Origin of the sequence: Bacillus salipaludis, assembly GCF_030938565.1 — a bacterium.
Lineage (GTDB): Bacteria > Bacillota > Bacilli > Bacillales > Cytobacillaceae > Neobacillus > Neobacillus salipaludis_A.
In genome coordinates, this window is sequence record NZ_JAVGVR010000002.1 from 67177 (window position 1) to 83448 (window position 16272).

Sequence of the window (16272 nt, forward strand, 5' to 3'; positions counted from 1 at the left end):
GAAATAAATCATATTGTATTATTCCTGTCCATAAAAAGGGTGACTGAAAAGAAGGGTTGAAGATTATAATTTCCAAATAGTTGATGCAGTGGCTAGGGTGAAATTTAATGTATTTATCACAATTGACAACTCAGATATTCAAGGAAAAAAATATGTGATACATCGACACTGTCAAATTCATAAAATGGTGTGGCTCATACTCTAAATTTGTATGTATTTATAATTTTTAGGTTTTCCTCAACAGTTAATTACATATATGTCTACATCTCCTAATTCATTATAATATATATCAAAAATAACATATAAATTAAAGTATATTTTATTTTCTTAAACAACATTGTTGTCTAATAACCATTTTCCTTAATTCAAAAAGACATTATATATTGTAAAATCACTGTTTATAAATAATAAAAAAGTGAATATAAAATCATCTGCGTTTTCTAAAAGTCCTTTTTTAAAATACCCATTAATAAGGGGTATTTTATTGATGACTTCTTTCCTTCTTTTGTTCATATGTTTTTATAGAAGGGAAATGGAAACCGTTTATAAAGAAATAGTATTTTCTAAGTGCATTTTGATAAACCCCATGAATGGATTTGTCATTTAGTTCAGTTTGTACTTTAAGTAATGCTTGATAGGTTCTATCTTCATCTACTACTACATCATCAAGATCTATATTGATTTTACGTTCAATCGATAAACATTTTGAAATTATTGCCACAACCGATTTATCACTAGTAGTTAACATAGACAGGTGTTTTCTAAACTCGCTTACTTTCATAATTACCACCTCATATTTAGATCAAAATCTGTGTTTCTATTATTTATTAATATGAAGAACAGAATAGACCTTAGAATATCTGTTTTGTTAATCAAATTTAACTAGATTAAGGATCCTTTTAAGTAGCAAAAATAAGGGAAGAACTCCCAAATAAGTCCATTCGTTGTAAAAATGTTCAATTGATCCCGATTAACACGAACTACAACTCGTTATATATATTGGGTTACAGAAGCAACCTTTAACCTTATAAATGGCAAACAACTAAATTCAACTGGTTTGATAATTTCTGTGCATTTCGGTTGGCTGAACGGGTTTTCCTCATAGAAAACAATTTTTAAAATCTCTTTACGGTGCAGATTTTCTTGATGATTCATATGAAACTGGAGTATGTAAATTAGTTAAAGGAAAAACAAAATTAAATCCCTAGTTGACACATTGGATTAATATGCTTATTATAATGTAATAGATACATAATATTCCAAAAATGTTATAAAAAACTTATGAGCTTAGCTTATCAGTCAACTGAGGGCTGCTTCCATTCTAAATGGGAGCAGTCTTTTTTATTAAGTGTTAGGAGGGAGCAAAGAGCATGCAGGACTTATTTGTAAAAAATAGCAAGCAGCGTAAGTGGCTTGAACGGCTGTACCCATTAGAAGAGGACTTTAAAGCACAAGCCCCGCAAATCGACAAGGAGGGCAGCTTTCCTAGAGAGCATATCCAGGCATTAAGAAAAATCGGTTATACCAAAATGACCTTACCAGAGGAATTTGGCGGAGCAGGATTTTCTCTATATGATACCATCCTCTTACAAGAAAAACTGGGAAGCTATGATGGCAGTACCGCGTTATCGATTGGATGGACATTAATGACCGTTGGAGAATTATTTGAAAATCGGTACTGGAATCCATTAAAGTTAGCCTTTTTTGCTGAAGAAGTGAACAATGGGGCCATCATTAACCGAGCAGTAAGCGAAATGGCTACAGGCAGTCCCATTCGCGGGGGCCGGCCCGAAACAAATGCTAAGCGGGTAGCTGGCAAATGGGTGATTAATGGGCGGAAGAGCTATACAACCTGCTCACCGGAACTAGATTATTTTTTAACTTCTGCTTGGATCGAAGAAAAAGGAACAGTAGGCTTTTTGCTGATTCCAAAAGAAGCGGAAGGACTAACCATCGAGGAAAATTGGAATGTAATCGCGATGCGTGGTACAGGAAGCCATGATCTAGTATTAGAAAACGTGGTAGTGGATGAGTCGGATTTAGTCGAAATTCCCAGTTATCATACGGGATTTAAACTGAATGGCTGGGGTCTACTGATTCCTGCCACCTATTTAGGGATTGCGCAGGCGGCCAGGGACTATGCACTCAAATTTGCCAATACCCATTCTCCCAATAGTATTAAGGGGCCAATCGCTCAGCTGCCGAACGTGCAGGCGTTATTAGGCGAGATGGACTTGGAATTATACAAAGCAAGATTTGCCCTATATGGTACGGCAGAGGCTTACATTGATGAGGATCGTCAACGGGATATCACTAATGAAGCACTTGTAGCCAAACATATTGTGACCAACTCCGCTATTACCGTGGTCGACAAAGCTATGCGATTAGTCGGAGCAAAAAGCCTACAGCTGACCAATCCACTTCAGCGTTATTACCGAGATGTCCGGGCAGGCCTGCATAATCCGCCAATGGACGATCTAACCATTTTAAAATTAGCTCAAGCAGCTATTCAACAATATGAATCCAAGGGAGGAAAAGACAATGAAAATGAATAAATTTTTTAAAATCGCCGCTACAGGAATCGCTTTAGCAACCTTCATCGCAGGCTGCGGCTCAAGAGCAACAACGGGGGCAAAATCGGATGCGGGAACTGATAAACAAGAAGTCAGAAAAGTAAAAGTAGCGTTTGATCAAGGCGGTAAACCAATCGGATACCTAGATGAAAAGGGCAACCCAACCGGATATGAAATTGAAGTCATGAAATTAGTGGATAAGGCATTGCCAGAATATGAATTTGAATATGTGCCAACATCCAGTGATGATTTATTGATAGGGGTGCAGCAAGGCAAATATCAAGTAGGGGTAAAAAATGCCTGGTTCACAGAGGAAAGAACGAAGAGTTATATTTTCCCAAAGGAATTCCTCGGACTCAGCGGCGTTGGCATTTTGTTAAAAAAGAAAAATGAAAATATAAAAGACTTATCCGACTTTGCTAAAGCTAAACTGTCGTTAGCACCTATTGCAGCAAGTAATGCTCAATATACCATTGTGGATGAATATAACCAAGCCAATCCAGACAATAAAGTTAAACTGGAAGCCGGAGATGCATTCTCAGTGGATGTCGCTCAATGGGTAAATGAAGGCCGTGTAGATGGAGGCATTTATTTGGGAGCAACGTATGAAAAGCAAGTCCTTGCAAAGGATGGTCCTTATCATAGTTTAGCAAATGACCTTGTGTATAATGAATTTGCGGTTGTCAAAACGTGGCCATTATTCAACAAAAAAGAACAAGAATTTGCAGATGCCTATGATCAAGCCATCAAGAAAATAAAAGAGGAAAAGAAGACAAACAAACTGATGGTTAAGTTCTATAATACTGATTTATTTAAATTATTGGATACTGTAAAAAGGTAACCATCTAAAAAGAGGTGGAATATGCAAACGTATTTTGATAGTGCCTACATTTGGGGAGCATTGCCACAACTTCTTTCGTTTTTACACGTAACTTTTATGGTTGCAGGTCTATCGGTTTTGTTCGGTACGATTCTAGGATTTGTTTTAGCTGTAATGAAACTAGGAACGAGTACAGCTGCCAGAAAAATCGCCAATGGGTACACCACCATTTTAAGGTGTACCCCCTCTATTGTTCTTTTATTTATAGTGTATTACGGGCTTCCGGCTATAGCCAGTTACTTTGGTACAGATCTGAATCATCTTGACACTTCGATTTATGTTGTGATTACCTTTTCGCTGCAATTTGGGGCCATCATGTCTGAGGTGATGAGAACGGCCTATGAAGCGATCGACCGGGGACAATATGAGGCAGCGGTTAGTGTCGGGCTTAGTCCTGCCCAGGCATTTAGGAGAATTGTGTTTCCGCAAGCAAGTGTTGTCGCATTGCCCAATTTCGGTAACAGCCTCCTTGAATTAATGAAAGAAGGATCATTAGCGTATACCATTGGTTTGGTTGATATTATGGGGAAAGCAAGCCTAATTATTTCAAATAATTATAATTCTCATTCGTTAGAAATTTATCTTGCCCTATCTCTTATATACTGGGTTTTATCCATTTTGATTGAACAGTTCTTTTCAAAGTTAGAAAAGATTTTTAGTAAAGGTAAACTGGTTATAAAAACGACATAGGGGGTGAAAGCATGTCGGTCGGATTGGATGTTCCATTTTTAGTAAAAACCTTTTTTGTTGCATTATCTGGAGTGCCTATAGCCTTACTCATTACGATTGTCTCCTTACTCATTGCTCTGCCTTCAGGATTTTTGATCGCCTTATCGCGGATTAATCGAATTCCAGTGATTAGCCATTTGGCACGCGTCTATGTTTCGTTTGTGAGAGGGACACCTGTCATTGTTCAAATTTTTATTATTTTTACAAGTGCCCCTTTACTATTGACTCCCATATTCGAGAAGTATCATGTTAAAACGAGTATCTACGATATCAATCCGATTTGGTACGCATTTATTGTTTTCTCGTTGAATACAACGGCTATTTTAATAGAAGTATTTCGTTCTGCTATAAGTACGGTCAGTAAAGGGCAGCTAGAAGCAGCTTATTCCGTTGGGCTGAACAATGTGCAAGCATTTAGAAGAATACTCATTCCACAAATATTAGTGGTGGCATTGCCCAATATTTGTACAGCAACGGTCAATCTCATTAAAGCTACCTCTTTGGGTTATGCTTTGTCATTGAGAGAGATTACTTTAAAAGCTCAAGTGGCAGCCAATGTTGGCTACAATTTTATTGAAGCGTACATCGATATCTTTCTTGTATATCTCATTTTATGCAGCTTAGTGGAAACTTTATTTAAGCTGTATGAAAAACGGTTAAGGAAGTATAAAGCAGCCGCTGCCTAAGATCATGATAGGAGGCAAAGTCATGCTAGAGATTAAAAATATCCACAAGTCCTTTGGTAAGAATGAGATTTTAAAAGGAGTAGATTTACAGATTGATAGGGGTGATGTGGTTGTCATTCTTGGCCCGAGTGGCTCTGGAAAGACTACATTGCTTCGGTGTATTAACTTTCTTGAACGAGCTGATCAGGGGCAAGCTATTTTTGGTGATATTCATGTAAACCTTAAATCAGCAACCAAAAAACAAATACATCAAATCAGGCAAAAGATTGCTTTTGTGTTTCAGAATTATAATCTGTTTACGAATAAAACAGTATTAGATAATGTGACAGAAGGTCTTATCATTGGAAGAAAGGTTCCGAAAGCAGAAGCTAATGAGCTAGGGCAACAGGCCTTAGCGAAGGTCGGATTGGCAGATAAATTGAATTCCTACCCTAGTGAATTGTCTGGTGGGCAGCAGCAGCGGGTTGGCATTGCAAGAGCGATTGCGTTAAATCCAGATATTATTTTATTTGATGAACCAACGTCTGCACTGGATCCGGAATTAGTCGGTGAAGTCTTAACCGTCATGAAAAATATTGCAAAAGAAGGAACTACTATGTTAGTGGTGACGCATGAAATGTCTTTTGCAAAGGATGTAGCCAACCGAGTCATTTTTATGGATGGTGGTGTGATTGTAGAAGAGAATTCACCAAAGGAAATTTTCTCAAGACCAAAAGAGGAAAGAACGCAGCATTTCTTAAGACGGGTCATACCTGAGAATTTTATTTATAATATTTAATGAATGAGCAACCACTAGAAAGGCTTTTCTTCATTAAACGATTCCATTGCGTTTAGGATAATATGGCTCGAAGTACACCATTTATGCCGGAAAAACTATCCGGATAATAAGAGTAAGATCTAATTGTCCGGAAACAGTATATAGAATCCCGTTATTGTATTCGACAACAAAAGCCCCTTACTCGGTTGAGTAAGGGGCAACTTTATTTCCGGGTTATCATTAACGTTCACAAGCAATTCCGTCTTTATCTCTGTCACTCTTTTTATTTGCATTATAAAGAGCACTCGAAACAAAAGGCTTGTAATGTGTTTTTCCACCTTTATTTCTAATCTTTGAGGATTTAGCAACTCCTCCCTTATAAACCTTGTTTAAAGCAGTGCAATTTTTGTAAGTAATAATCTTTGTTTTTGCCTCCGAAACGCTTGAAGCAGCAAATACTAAACCAAAAGTCATACCAACTGAAATCAAAATTTTTAGTGTTTTTTTCATTTAAATACATCCTTTCGTTTTTATTCTATGGAAATCCTAATTTAATGCGGCTTCCCATTATTATCGTTTTGAGTGTCTGTATCCAGCAACTTCAGCATCGGAAGCAGAGCAAAACCAAACAATATTATCTTGGGTCCTATCGTAGTGCACCCGGATCCACCTTTCTCCATTATTTTTCCCCCTATGTAATTTACATAGATATATTTTACTAGTCTATTTTACATATTTTTAATCAAGTTTAAAACCCATTCTTTCACTAAAGAGAGGCATCATCTAAATATTTAACCAAATCTTTAATATCTTCGCCACTTACCTTTACTCGTGCCAATTCCTCTTCAACCTGATACGTCTACTTCCTTTGACAATCCGTTACTGTGATTGAAGGAAATGGAAGTTGGCGTAAGGAAAGTCAACAACTCTCTATTCGACTTTCAAGGGCATAATCTCTCGACTGCCTCCCCAAAACTCTTACAAATTATAATAGAGAATGATTCGAGCTTTTACGTGTTGGCGCTCAAAGGGAACAAAAATGGACTGACTATATAAAGTCAATCCAATGTGACGCAAGGTGCTACCTCGTCGTCTACTATATTTTATTCAAGTATTTGGACAAGTGATACTCTATTTATTAAGTTATAGGTAAGTTATAAACTGATTTTTTTTAAAATGGTTTAGCAGCAAGCAAGTTTTTTATTTATGGAAAACTAGGGGGAGATGTTGAAATTCAAACGATTGTTCCTTCTCCATAAGAAATTGGAAAAAGAGGACCTGTCGGGGAATTATTAAAAAGTATTGGACGTCATTCCTGGCGACCGGCCCATATCCATTTTAAGATTTCGTACGAGGGGTTCGAAATTACTTGCCGAATCCATTACGTGGCCCTTCATGTTTGTGTTTTCTTCAATTTACGAGGGCTTTCGTTAAAAAACAGGGTGCAGATTTTTTTATTCAACAAACGGTTAGTAGAAAACAGAATACTTGATACTTATATTCATTTAAGAGCAAGAAAAAAGCCACCCTGGATGAATGGCTTCTTTAAGTTTATTACATTGAACTGATTATAATTTATCATAAAAGTGCCTCCATTACTGCAGTCTAATGAAATTTATTAAAAATGAATATAAAGGTCTTTTTATTCAATAAAAAAGAGCCAATCCCAGTACTCGAAACAGGGTCTACTCTGGATCAGGGTACTATTTGGCTCAAATAAAGTTTAACATAATCTTATGAATATTCAAGAAAAAACAGCAAAAAGTTTTAGCCTAAAGAAAGAGGGATAATACTATATTTTGTCTTAATTCTTTTCTTTATTAGAACTTTCTTGGTTTTGACTCTTTCCTAAATTTTGATACTGAGGACCTTTAGTTGCTTTGTAAACAGTTGTTGTTTTGTAATTGGGTGTTGATTTATAAACATATGCATTTTCAGTTACTATTTTCTTACTTCCTCCGCAAAAACATCCCAATCTATCCACCCCCTTTCTCTATTTGATTGGGAATGTGGAATCCAGGTTTCCAATACTTTTCTCCAATACAATTACTGCTAGCATTATGATTATTTTACATTTTATGATGAAGTTCTCTATATGTATGGTTATTTGGACTAAGATTTTATCACCAATTTTTTGTAACACTACTTAATTCCCTCCATTTTGATCGTTTTAGCATTTGTATGATCCCTTGTCTTCATTTTCAACAGTGTCCTTTTTTACCCCTTCCATCATATTAAATTAGGCCGACTCTTTCTTTCAGTTATACAATTATTAGGTCGACAATAAAACGCACCAATCTTTTTTGGGGGAGGAAATTCCTTTTCTTCCCCATACATAGAAGCCTTCCCGTTATCCATCCATGCATTTGAAAACATCGATGCTTGAATGGATAACGGGTTTTTTTGTTTATATTTAATCATTAAATTAAATATATTTATTTTCTGGTATTCTCATTGGATTTCAATAATAAGACATTATTTATTTACGTATATTGGAACTTCTTTATAGGTTAATTTGTTTATGTCATAACATTTAATTAATGGATTTTTATATTTATAAGAAACAATGACCATTTTAACTGTAGAATCAGGATGACTTCGAAGATCTAAATATGAAGGTATTGGATTAGATGTTGGATGGGAATGTGCTAATGCAATTACTTCTTCACCTATTATCTCTATGGTTTTTAAGGCTTCTTCCACAAATTCTTTCTTTATAAAAAAAGAATTTGGGGTTGTGGAGCTGTTTTTCATTTCTGTCCAAGTAGTGATGTTGTTATATTTTCCGGATAAAAACCCACATGTTTCATTAGGGAGGTTTTGAAGTCCTGCTTGAATCATTTGATTGCATACGTTCGACTCAATCGTTAAAAACAATTCGCTCACTCTTTTTTCCTTAGAAATGAGAAAAGTGATTGTTTAGCTGGTGAAAGTTCAACAATCTCAGGTACTTTTGATTCCTCTGGTGTTTCAATTGAAGGCTCATTAAATTCGCCTTGATTTTGGATATTATTTAATTCATTATTATCAGCGCTAGAGATATTATGGGACAATTGATTTTCATCCTTTTTGACTATATTCGAGGGTAGTGAAGTGTTTTCAAGTTTTTTGTTATTATTTATTTTTTGGTCGGGTTTATAGTAGATAGGTGATTTAATAACAGCCTGCTGCAAGCCTCTAAATGTTATTTGTTCTGTGTTAGCCTTCGGTTCAGATGTTTTTCCCATTAAAGAAATTAATTGGTGATTTAAGGCAGTTAATTGATCAATCTGTTTTTGCAAAGAATTGAAAGCTTCTTGCTGATTTATAATTAATTTACTTGTATCATTTAACAATTCCATGATTTTAGTTAACTGCTTGTTAATATTATTTTCAAAGTCTTTTAATGATTCTTCATCCAAATATTTTTGTTGTCCATCATCCATTTGACTTGATTCTTTATTTTCCATTTTATCACCTCGCATTTAGAACTAATTAATTTTATGATAAATCAAATAAATTTGTGTTTGTAACCGAGAATAATAATTCCGCACTTGTCCGTTTCAAAATAATCAAAAAATAATATTTTATAGTGTAAGACAAAAATAAAATATATGAGGTGATTAGTTTGAAAGTAAAAAACTTATCCGGTGGCCAAGAGTTACTTTGTGTCAATGTAGATAAGGTGTATGATTGGGTTACCAGTCAAGCAAGTGTCAACTTACCTGGCACCACAATTACATTCCCAGCTGGAGTTGCCGACCCTTGTGCGGCAGGAACCAATATTTTAGATATTACAGCTGAAGTTACTGTAGGAGCTGTTACAGAAGTAGGGGATAGGGTCAATCGTACATTTATTATCAATGGTGCAGAAGTAACCCTTCAGCGAGTGACTATTGTAAAATCCTTATCGATTGCGGTAACTGTTTCAGCTCTAACCGCTTTAGGGGCTCAAATTACTGTAACAGGGGTTCCAATTCCTGCAACTGTAACAGAATCGTACTTCCTATGTGCTCCTGAAGGAACAGCTATTAATGTTTCAGCCTATGATACAGAAAGTTCCGTTAGTGGGGCATGCGTGGCAGGTGTAGGTTTAGTTGTGGATATTGCTGCTGTCATCTGTCAAAGCATCCAAGTTACAGCACCGGTTACAATTGAATTAACTGCAGATTTCTGTGCACCACGTGAAAATATTATCGCTGCTTGCCCTGCACCAGCAATTCCTCCACAATGTCCTGTTGTTTTCCCAACTCCTTTGGCCTAAAGAAATAAATGGATAAGCAATAATCAGAGGGTGTCCCTTAATCCGGGACACCTTTTCTCATTGAAAGTCATCAACCTTCACATTGATATCATGAATCATTGTAGAGATTTCATTAAGATTTTCTAATATTTTACTATTTTCCACCTCATCTCCTTGAAAGTCATTCCGGAATAACATATTCTTTGCGTAAATTAAAATTAATAACTCTAAAATATCGTCATTTAAGACTAAAATTGATGATTCTTTTTTCTTATTTAGATCTAAACTTTGGAGACGTTTAGTATATTTTGCTTTTAAGGATTCATAAATCAATTTATCAATCTCATTTTTCATAATAATCCTCTTGATTCTCCTCTTTTAATCATATATTTATTGAAACGGAATTTAATGAAGTAATCCCTTTTTTAAATTGATCACAATAAAAAAAACCCGAAACATGAATATTTTGTTCATGAGAGGCTGCCCATTTAATTTGGAAACCTGGAAAAACCAAAGTTTCTTTTGGTTTTAAAGTTGTTTGTTTTGATTTCAACCAATAATCGCTTTTTTCATCCATCTCCTCTACTTCAACCCGTTCCCATTGGGCTTTTTCATCAATAATGGTTTTACTAAAAAACCTGCCTAAAAAATCAGTGGGATTTATACTGTTGATTTTTATGAGAATAATTGGATTTTTTAGGGACATATTGGTGTTGTTTTGAATGACAAAGTCACAAAAAAGTATATTTTCTTCTGAATCATCTTTGGTAAAATTCATTGAAAAGTTAAAGTAACTTATAACTGATTTTTCATCATTTGTGGAAATATTGATTATTTTATCTTTGAGGATCACTATTTCACTTTTTATGTCTTCAATTTTCTTTTCAATTAATAAAGATAAATCATCCATGTCATCGAATCCCCTTTTGTAATGTTCATTATAGATTTATGTAAGTTACTTGAAAAATGTCAAATTTTTTAAAGGATGAAAGTTAAAAATAAGCCTTTTTTCAGTCAATATACGAAATATTTAAAAAAACAAGCCCATTGCCTAAAGACAAGGGGCTTATCTGCCAATTTGTTTTTTTCCTGAGTTATTTAATTCAATCTATTTTAATATGAATATTATAATTATTTAATTATTTAATTATTTATTCTTAAAAAGGATCTGAGGAAATGGAAAAAAACGAGCTCAGAGAAAATTTGATTGAAGTCGTTACAAAAATAAAAGAAGATAGAAAATTAGTAAACAAAATTAAAATGGGGCTGAAACAATATAAAATTCTCCCTGGTAAAATACAAAGTTATTTTTATAACACAGAATTGTTGTTAGATGTAGATATTGATACGGTCTATATATTAACAGAACAAATTTATTCAGCAACTGGAAGTCCAATCATAAATCCAAAAGAATACTTCACTGTTAGAGAAATAAAAGAAATTAAGACAAATTTTGTTGGAGATATTGTCAATCATATTCGGCTTCCTTATACATTCAAAAATGTACTTAGGGGGACAGAAGACGACTTCATACTTTATATCCAGGCACGTGAATTAAAACAGCTTTTTGAAAATGGCTTGCTACAATATAATCCGGAAACTCAACGTGAAATGAGACAAACAAAAAAGAAAGGATCCGATGAAATCATAGAACTTCCTAAATTAGTTGAGAAAAGTATAAAAGAAATGGAGGACTTATTAAGGAAGGGTGAAATGATTGGCACCATTATTACCTTCAACGCACGTTTAGGCAGTACAGATGATGAGTCGGGGGAAGAATTAATTTATGATGAAGATGATATGAAGTTGACTGTAACAGAGGGCACATTATTAGATGTTTTAGATGGTTTTCATCGTATAAATGCAATTGTTCGAGCCTTGAGAAAAGATCCATCATTAGACAGTATGTTTAAATTAAATATTTTACATTTAGGAAAAACAATGGCCCAACAATATTTCAAGCAATTAAATACAACGAACTCTGTAGGAAAAGGGCAATTAAAGAAAGTTGGAGAATCAAGACAGGCCGATTTTATCGCAAAACAATTACAATATAATAGTGAATTAAAAAATAAAGTTGCAGCATCAGATATGATCGCTCCTGGTTCTAATTTCTTAGTAACATTCAACACTCTCGCAGATGCAATAGATGATGTATTCAAAATTGAAGATAAACCAAATGCAATCATTACTGCCAAGTATTTAAGTGAATTCTTTAATGAACTTTTCTTTGCATTTCCAACTGAATTTTTTTCTGATATATCAATCGTTAGAAAGAATAGTTTAATTAACGCCAATACCATGTTTTATGGGTATATCGCCTTAGCAAAACGAATGAAGGATGAAACTATTCAGTTGAATAAATTATCAAATATCGTTGGAAGTATTAATTTTTCAAGAGAAAATAGGGTATGGGAAGAATACGAGATATTAAATCGGTACAAAAAAATCTCTACAAGAACAAAGAAACAAGTCTATAAATTTTTTTATGATTTAGATTTAACTAAATATAAGGGTGGGGGGTTTGGTGGTCAAAAAACTTTATAACGAAAAAGAAAAAATGGAATATCTAAAGACTATTCCTGAAAAAACAAGAATTGTATATAAATTCGCACTTTGCAGAAGTTTTGATACCGAGGAGGTTTCTGGAAAAGATCTATATAACTTTACTTCAGAAGAAATTAAAGATGCTTTGATTAATGCGGATCATTCAACGCTCAATTCCATAAAACTAACATTTAATGTTTTTGAGTCCTATATAGATTGGGCTATAAAAACGGGTAAAGTTCATAGTAACATTAATCCGGCTAGGTCAATAAAAAGAGATGAATTAAAAACCTATTTAAGTAAGAAAAAAATCCTTTTCTCAAAGTGTGAGATAGTAGGCATGCAAAGAAAAATGGTGAATGCCCAGGATAAAATTATCCTTCAATTATTATTTGAAGGTGTGAATGGCCATGGCCATTCAGAAATATTAAATTTAACTAAAACAGATATTGATTGGACCAATTGTGAACTGCATTTAAAGGATGACAAATATGGTGAAAGAAAAAACGTAAAAGTTTCAGAAACATGTATAAATTTAATTAAAGAAGCAATTGAACAAACACGATATCAAAATAAGAATGGAACCTCGATAGGGAATAACCCTGAACTACCGTTAATAAAGAATCATTATATTTTAAGATCTGCCACAACAAGGGTACAAAATTACAATCGGGCAGATAAACATTTAATCTACAGAAGAATATCTACCATTGCCAAATTTTTTGGCTATCAATACTTAACCGCTAAAAACATCGAAAAATCAGGTATGATTGCCATGGCAGTTAATTTATTTAAAACACGGAACAAATTAAAAACGGAAGAATTATCGATGATTGCTAATCAGTTTGGAGTGAAAAAGACGGTTGTAAATGGGTATGAAATCTTTAACATTTCCTTCCTGCGTGATTTTATAAACCCCGATACGATCATGGATTTATATAATATTCACATAGACTGATGTTTACTTATTTCCTCTACCTAAGTTGGTAGAGGTAAATACATACATAAGAATTTTAAATATATTTTTCTCATATTTTTATTTAAATACAGGGAAAAATACCCATGGAAAAACTTTACTTTAATTGTAAGATATAAAAATGAAGATGATACAATGGAGGGGGCAAAGGTGTATATAGCACAAGGTAAAATTATTCTAGAGGTATCAATTGAAGAAAATACATTAGAAGATTTACTAAATGTAACCAGGAGTTTAAATAATTATAATCTAAAAATCTATGATATTAATTTACAAACAGAATCTGGGGAATTCTATAAACTTAAAGTTGATGATATCAATATTAAATGGGACTCAATTAGTCGATAACTTTTTAATATTTTTTAGACTAAAAACTCAATTGGTTAAAGAATGATTGGAAAAAAGAATTGCCCCTAGCCATTTGTAGTACTCTTAAACTACACTGTTAAAAGTATATACTAGGTACTACACTTGAAAAAGAAGCGTGATAGGGCTTCTTTTTTCGTTAACTGTATTGATAGTGCAAAAAGATAAGGATGACAATTCATAAAAAATGGAGGTTATCATATGAAAATAGATTTTTTAATACGTCATTCATTAAAGTGTGACAACCAATACCAAAACCAGCTCAAAATGTGAAGAGTTTCAAAGTGTGAGGATGCTATCCCTTAGGGTAGCATTTTTTTCGTTAATGATGTGCCAAAAGGATTAAAAAATTTCATAACTAATGTTCAATCTCTTAAAGATATATACCCATTTTCAAGGACTACCTCCTCTTTTATTACACATTATCTTCAAATTCTCTTTAATTTCGCATTTGATAAATATTAGGAAAAAAACTAGGATTTTTCCTGTCTTATACACAAAAGGAACTGTGTTGGTACGAAACATATGATTGAAGGTCAGTATTGATTTTATTTTACAACATTCAAGTTGTTAGCTTGGATATTGAGTCATAAACCCTAACTTTTCAGGGCAAAAATTTGCTAATTAAAGGGAGTGTGTTTATTTATATGACTAATTCAATTTCTTCTGTTTTAACATTTCATATTAAAAGCAGTACATTAGGGAAATTTAAAGCTAAAGTTACAGTGAGGGACCAATTGGCATTAGAAAAAACTTTTGAAGCTGTCAAATTAGATCTAAATCTAAAAGACGCTGACGGGTCCATTATTAACCTTCAGATTTTACCCAAAATCAAAGATGACAAAGGTAATGTTTATTGCGATCTTGACGAAGAAGGAGAACAACTTTTAAGAAAATATATTGGATTGCAAGATTGATTTTATAAAGGAAAATTTCCTAATTTAACAAAGGAAAGAGCGGGTGCAAGAGCTGCGGATCAAGCTGTCATTTTTGCATCTATTCTTTTTGCGCTTAAAGTGCATTATCCCCAACATTGACATATGTGGAATTTTTACTGACAGATAGGTTATACTTTCTCCAAATTTGAGGGTGGTTTGAAAAAAATTTTAAAAATTCTTACTGCATTGTTAGTCCTATTTTTTATTATTTTGAAATACTGCAGGTACTAGCTTTTACAGAAGTATCCTATCCTTGTAGTATGGTTCTCCATCCAGTTTAGGGTATCCCCAATGCACTGCTTTATTTACAAAGGTTAAAAACCATATAAATCTTCATCAACGAGCCCTGTTAGAGAACGAAAAGGCGTATGTGTATATGCTGATTGGCTTCCATTCCCCTCTTCATTCAGGGCTTTTGTAGATGGTTTTTGTTGAAATACCTTATTTGCTTATTAACGGAAGAAACGCATCCAATGAATCCCTTTTCTGTTACAAATCCAGATTTTGACCAACTGTTTAAACGGTTAATTTTTGCTACTTATTCATTCTTGTGGTATTGAGATAAATATTTTAGAGCGGCTCATAGATGTAAGCAACACGAGCATACCCTTCCTTTAACAAGGTTTATTGCACCGATTTGCCATCCACAAAAACATACGCTAACAATCTCCCATATTTGTCGGTACGGCTTTTTTCAATCTCAATAGTCAATTTTCCTGAATTCACTAGTTGCTTATTTCTGTTATAAGCATTCATAGGTTTAACATTAAGTTGTCGATTTTATAGGTTATGTTCATAAAAAAGAACCAATCATCCATGCAAAGCTAGTCATTTGCGTTGTGATTGGTTCCTAAAAATGAAAAGTGTCCACTTTCTCTTCATTTTTTATGTACACCCTGTAGGTTCCCTTGAAGGGGGAATTTACTACAGTTTATGTGTGGGCAGGATGTACCTTCCTCTAAGTACATCCAATCATTATAATAGCCAAGATTTAAAAAATTATAAGTGTTTGGGATAGAATTAAAAAAGCGTCAATAATGACGCTTTCATCGGGAAGGTGATCCTCATCGTCCTACACCTTTATCATATGAATGATTGGGAATTTTAGAATATTCATTTTATCTTAAATATCGTAAATATCGTAAATTGGATATTAGCCTATTTTAATGTATTTTTTTGGAAAATACAGTCCATATTAATTTTAACCAGGTTCCTCAATGCTTGGTTCCTACTTTAAAAATTCCATCCTTAATGCCCAAACCTCAATCTAGCATTGAGGATGGAGTCCACATCTTACTATTAGATAAAATGGTAAATGTTTTACATGCACTTTTTCTCATTTTATTACCTCCTGAGGTTGACTACATCATATTTGGTATAAATACATGTAAGAAAAAATAATAACCAATGGCTCCAATTATCGCACCGAGAAGTACTATAAAAATAGGCAACTTATTCCTTTTCATAACAACCTCCTTTTATACCAAATTTTACCATAAACAATAAGCTCCGAGTAATCTCGAAGCCTATTGTTTCTATTCTATTTCCAATCTTGAGCGTCTATTTTCCCCTTCTTTACTCTTTATTCAACTAAACGG

The 16272-nt window shown here is 33.8% G+C and carries 19 protein-coding genes and 1 pseudogene; 11 read left to right on the forward strand and 9 right to left on the reverse strand.

What is annotated here, in order from left to right:
* Nucleotides 1-481: 481 nt before the first annotated feature.
* The gene (locus tag RCG21_RS31370; protein WP_308914377.1) at nt 482-781 is read right to left on the reverse strand and encodes a hypothetical protein; all 300 of its coding nucleotides are present in this window, start codon (nt 779-781) and stop codon (nt 482-484) included.
* Between the two features lie 589 nt (nt 782-1370).
* Here RCG21_RS31370 and RCG21_RS31375 point away from each other — a divergent pair.
* The 5 genes from RCG21_RS31375 to RCG21_RS31395 are packed head-to-tail and all read left to right on the forward strand — an operon-like array spanning nt 1371 to nt 5646.
* Nucleotides 1371-2555: an acyl-CoA dehydrogenase family protein gene (locus RCG21_RS31375; RefSeq protein WP_308914378.1), complete on the forward strand. Its 1185-nt coding sequence runs from the start codon at nt 1371-1373 to the stop codon at nt 2553-2555.
* Complete coding sequence (locus RCG21_RS31380) at nt 2542-3414, forward strand: transporter substrate-binding domain-containing protein (protein WP_308914379.1); 873 nt, start codon at nt 2542-2544, stop codon at nt 3412-3414. Before RCG21_RS31375 ends, RCG21_RS31380 begins: the two co-directional genes overlap by 14 nt.
* Nucleotides 3415-3435: 21 nt before the next feature.
* Complete coding sequence (locus tag RCG21_RS31385; RefSeq protein WP_308914380.1) at nt 3436-4143, forward strand: amino acid ABC transporter permease; 708 nt, start codon at nt 3436-3438, stop codon at nt 4141-4143.
* 11 nt (nt 4144-4154) lie between these two features.
* The gene (locus tag RCG21_RS31390) at nt 4155-4868 is read left to right on the forward strand and encodes an amino acid ABC transporter permease (protein WP_308914381.1); all 714 of its coding nucleotides are present in this window, start codon (nt 4155-4157) and stop codon (nt 4866-4868) included.
* A 22-nt stretch (nt 4869-4890) separates the two neighbouring features.
* Nucleotides 4891-5646: an amino acid ABC transporter ATP-binding protein gene (locus RCG21_RS31395; RefSeq protein WP_308914382.1), complete on the forward strand. Its 756-nt coding sequence runs from the start codon at nt 4891-4893 to the stop codon at nt 5644-5646.
* 219 nt (nt 5647-5865) lie between these two features.
* Here RCG21_RS31395 and RCG21_RS31400 read toward each other — a convergent pair whose 3' ends face one another.
* Both RCG21_RS31400 and RCG21_RS33730 read right to left on the reverse strand, forming a co-directional pair.
* The gene (locus RCG21_RS31400) at nt 5866-6135 is read right to left on the reverse strand and encodes an excalibur calcium-binding domain-containing protein (protein WP_308914383.1); all 270 of its coding nucleotides are present in this window, start codon (nt 6133-6135) and stop codon (nt 5866-5868) included.
* A gap of 60 nt (nt 6136-6195) precedes the next feature.
* Nucleotides 6196-6285 carry a sunset domain-containing protein gene (locus RCG21_RS33730; RefSeq protein ID WP_443646363.1) on the reverse strand — a complete coding sequence of 30 codons (90 nt, stop codon included), beginning with the start codon at nt 6283-6285 and terminating at the stop codon, nt 6196-6198.
* Between the two features lie 602 nt (nt 6286-6887).
* On the opposite strand from RCG21_RS33730, the gene RCG21_RS33675 reads away from it, so the two are divergent.
* On the forward strand, nt 6888-7193 hold the full coding sequence (locus RCG21_RS33675; RefSeq protein ID WP_372512797.1) for a dioxygenase family protein: 306 nt from the start codon (nt 6888-6890) through the stop codon (nt 7191-7193).
* A 236-nt stretch (nt 7194-7429) separates the two neighbouring features.
* Here the strand turns inward: RCG21_RS33675 and RCG21_RS31405 are convergent, their stop codons facing one another.
* From RCG21_RS31405 to RCG21_RS31415, 3 genes are all read right to left on the reverse strand, one after another.
* Nucleotides 7430-7600 carry a hypothetical protein gene (locus tag RCG21_RS31405; protein WP_308914384.1) on the reverse strand — a complete coding sequence of 57 codons (171 nt, stop codon included), beginning with the start codon at nt 7598-7600 and terminating at the stop codon, nt 7430-7432.
* Nucleotides 7601-8100: 500 nt separating this feature from the next.
* Nucleotides 8101-8466: a Mov34/MPN/PAD-1 family protein gene (locus RCG21_RS31410; RefSeq protein ID WP_308914385.1), complete on the reverse strand. Its 366-nt coding sequence runs from the start codon at nt 8464-8466 to the stop codon at nt 8101-8103.
* A gap of 41 nt (nt 8467-8507) precedes the next feature.
* A complete protein-coding gene (locus RCG21_RS31415) occupies nt 8508-9074 on the reverse strand; it encodes a hypothetical protein (protein ID WP_308914386.1) in 567 nt (188 codons plus the stop codon).
* Nucleotides 9075-9232: 158 nt separating this feature from the next.
* Here RCG21_RS31415 and RCG21_RS31420 point away from each other — a divergent pair, with 158 nt between their 5' ends.
* Nucleotides 9233-9868, forward strand: a complete 636-nt coding sequence (locus RCG21_RS31420) for a BMQ_0737 family morphogenetic spore coat protein (RefSeq protein ID WP_308914387.1) — start codon at nt 9233-9235, stop codon at nt 9866-9868.
* Between the two features lie 57 nt (nt 9869-9925).
* On the opposite strand, the gene RCG21_RS31425 is transcribed toward RCG21_RS31420, so the two are convergent.
* Together RCG21_RS31425 and RCG21_RS31430 are read right to left on the reverse strand one after the other, a co-directional pair.
* Nucleotides 9926-10201 (reverse strand): hypothetical protein, encoded by a 276-nt coding sequence (locus RCG21_RS31425; protein WP_308914388.1) that lies wholly within the window; start codon nt 10199-10201, stop codon nt 9926-9928.
* Nucleotides 10202-10229: 28 nt separating this feature from the next.
* Nucleotides 10230-10757: a hypothetical protein gene (locus RCG21_RS31430; RefSeq protein WP_308914389.1), complete on the reverse strand. Its 528-nt coding sequence runs from the start codon at nt 10755-10757 to the stop codon at nt 10230-10232.
* A 266-nt stretch (nt 10758-11023) separates the two neighbouring features.
* On the opposite strand from RCG21_RS31430, the gene RCG21_RS31435 reads away from it, so the two are divergent.
* The 4 genes from RCG21_RS31435 (at nt 11024) to RCG21_RS31450 (ending at nt 14653) form a co-directional block, all read left to right on the forward strand.
* On the forward strand, nt 11024-12394 hold the full coding sequence (locus RCG21_RS31435) for a DNA sulfur modification protein DndB (RefSeq protein ID WP_308914390.1): 1371 nt from the start codon (nt 11024-11026) through the stop codon (nt 12392-12394).
* Complete coding sequence (locus RCG21_RS31440; protein WP_308914391.1) at nt 12375-13352, forward strand: phage lytic cycle repressor MrpR family protein; 978 nt, start codon at nt 12375-12377, stop codon at nt 13350-13352. The genes RCG21_RS31435 and RCG21_RS31440 overlap by 20 nt, the downstream gene beginning before the upstream one ends.
* Nucleotides 13353-13520: 168 nt before the next feature.
* Nucleotides 13521-13718 carry a hypothetical protein gene (locus RCG21_RS31445; protein WP_308914392.1) on the forward strand — a complete coding sequence of 66 codons (198 nt, stop codon included), beginning with the start codon at nt 13521-13523 and terminating at the stop codon, nt 13716-13718.
* A 665-nt stretch (nt 13719-14383) separates the two neighbouring features.
* Nucleotides 14384-14653, forward strand: a complete 270-nt coding sequence (locus tag RCG21_RS31450) for a hypothetical protein (protein WP_308914393.1) — start codon at nt 14384-14386, stop codon at nt 14651-14653.
* 427 nt (nt 14654-15080) lie between these two features.
* Here RCG21_RS31450 and RCG21_RS31455 read toward each other — a convergent pair.
* A pseudogene (locus RCG21_RS31455) lies at nt 15081-15427 on the reverse strand (thermonuclease family protein); the annotation flags it as partial.
* Between the last annotated feature and the right edge of the window lie 845 nt (nt 15428-16272).

Bases quoted from the DNA above. Each gene is read 5' to 3' on its own strand.
- RCG21_RS31370 (WP_308914377.1), bottom strand. From the start codon at position 781: ATGAAAGTAAGCGAGTTTAGAAAACACCTGTCTATGTTAACTACTAGT.
- RCG21_RS31375 (WP_308914378.1), top strand. From the start codon at position 1,371: ATGCAGGACTTATTTGTAAAAAATAGCAAGCAGCGTAAGTGGCTTGAA.
- RCG21_RS31380 (WP_308914379.1), top strand. From the start codon at position 2,542: ATGAAAATGAATAAATTTTTTAAAATCGCCGCTACAGGAATCGCTTTA.
- RCG21_RS31385 (WP_308914380.1), top strand. From the start codon at position 3,436: ATGCAAACGTATTTTGATAGTGCCTACATTTGGGGAGCATTGCCACAA.
- RCG21_RS31390 (WP_308914381.1), top strand. From the start codon at position 4,155: ATGTCGGTCGGATTGGATGTTCCATTTTTAGTAAAAACCTTTTTTGTT.
- RCG21_RS31395 (WP_308914382.1), top strand. From the start codon at position 4,891: ATGCTAGAGATTAAAAATATCCACAAGTCCTTTGGTAAGAATGAGATT.
- RCG21_RS31400 (WP_308914383.1), bottom strand. From the start codon at position 6,135: ATGAAAAAAACACTAAAAATTTTGATTTCAGTTGGTATGACTTTTGGT.
- RCG21_RS31410 (WP_308914385.1), bottom strand. From the start codon at position 8,466: ATGATTCAAGCAGGACTTCAAAACCTCCCTAATGAAACATGTGGGTTT.
- RCG21_RS31415 (WP_308914386.1), bottom strand. From the start codon at position 9,074: ATGGAAAATAAAGAATCAAGTCAAATGGATGATGGACAACAAAAATAT.
- RCG21_RS31425 (WP_308914388.1), bottom strand. From the start codon at position 10,201: ATGAAAAATGAGATTGATAAATTGATTTATGAATCCTTAAAAGCAAAA.
- RCG21_RS31430 (WP_308914389.1), bottom strand. From the start codon at position 10,757: ATGGATGATTTATCTTTATTAATTGAAAAGAAAATTGAAGACATAAAA.
- RCG21_RS31435 (WP_308914390.1), top strand. From the start codon at position 11,024: ATGGAAAAAAACGAGCTCAGAGAAAATTTGATTGAAGTCGTTACAAAA.
- RCG21_RS31450 (WP_308914393.1), top strand. From the start codon at position 14,384: ATGACTAATTCAATTTCTTCTGTTTTAACATTTCATATTAAAAGCAGT.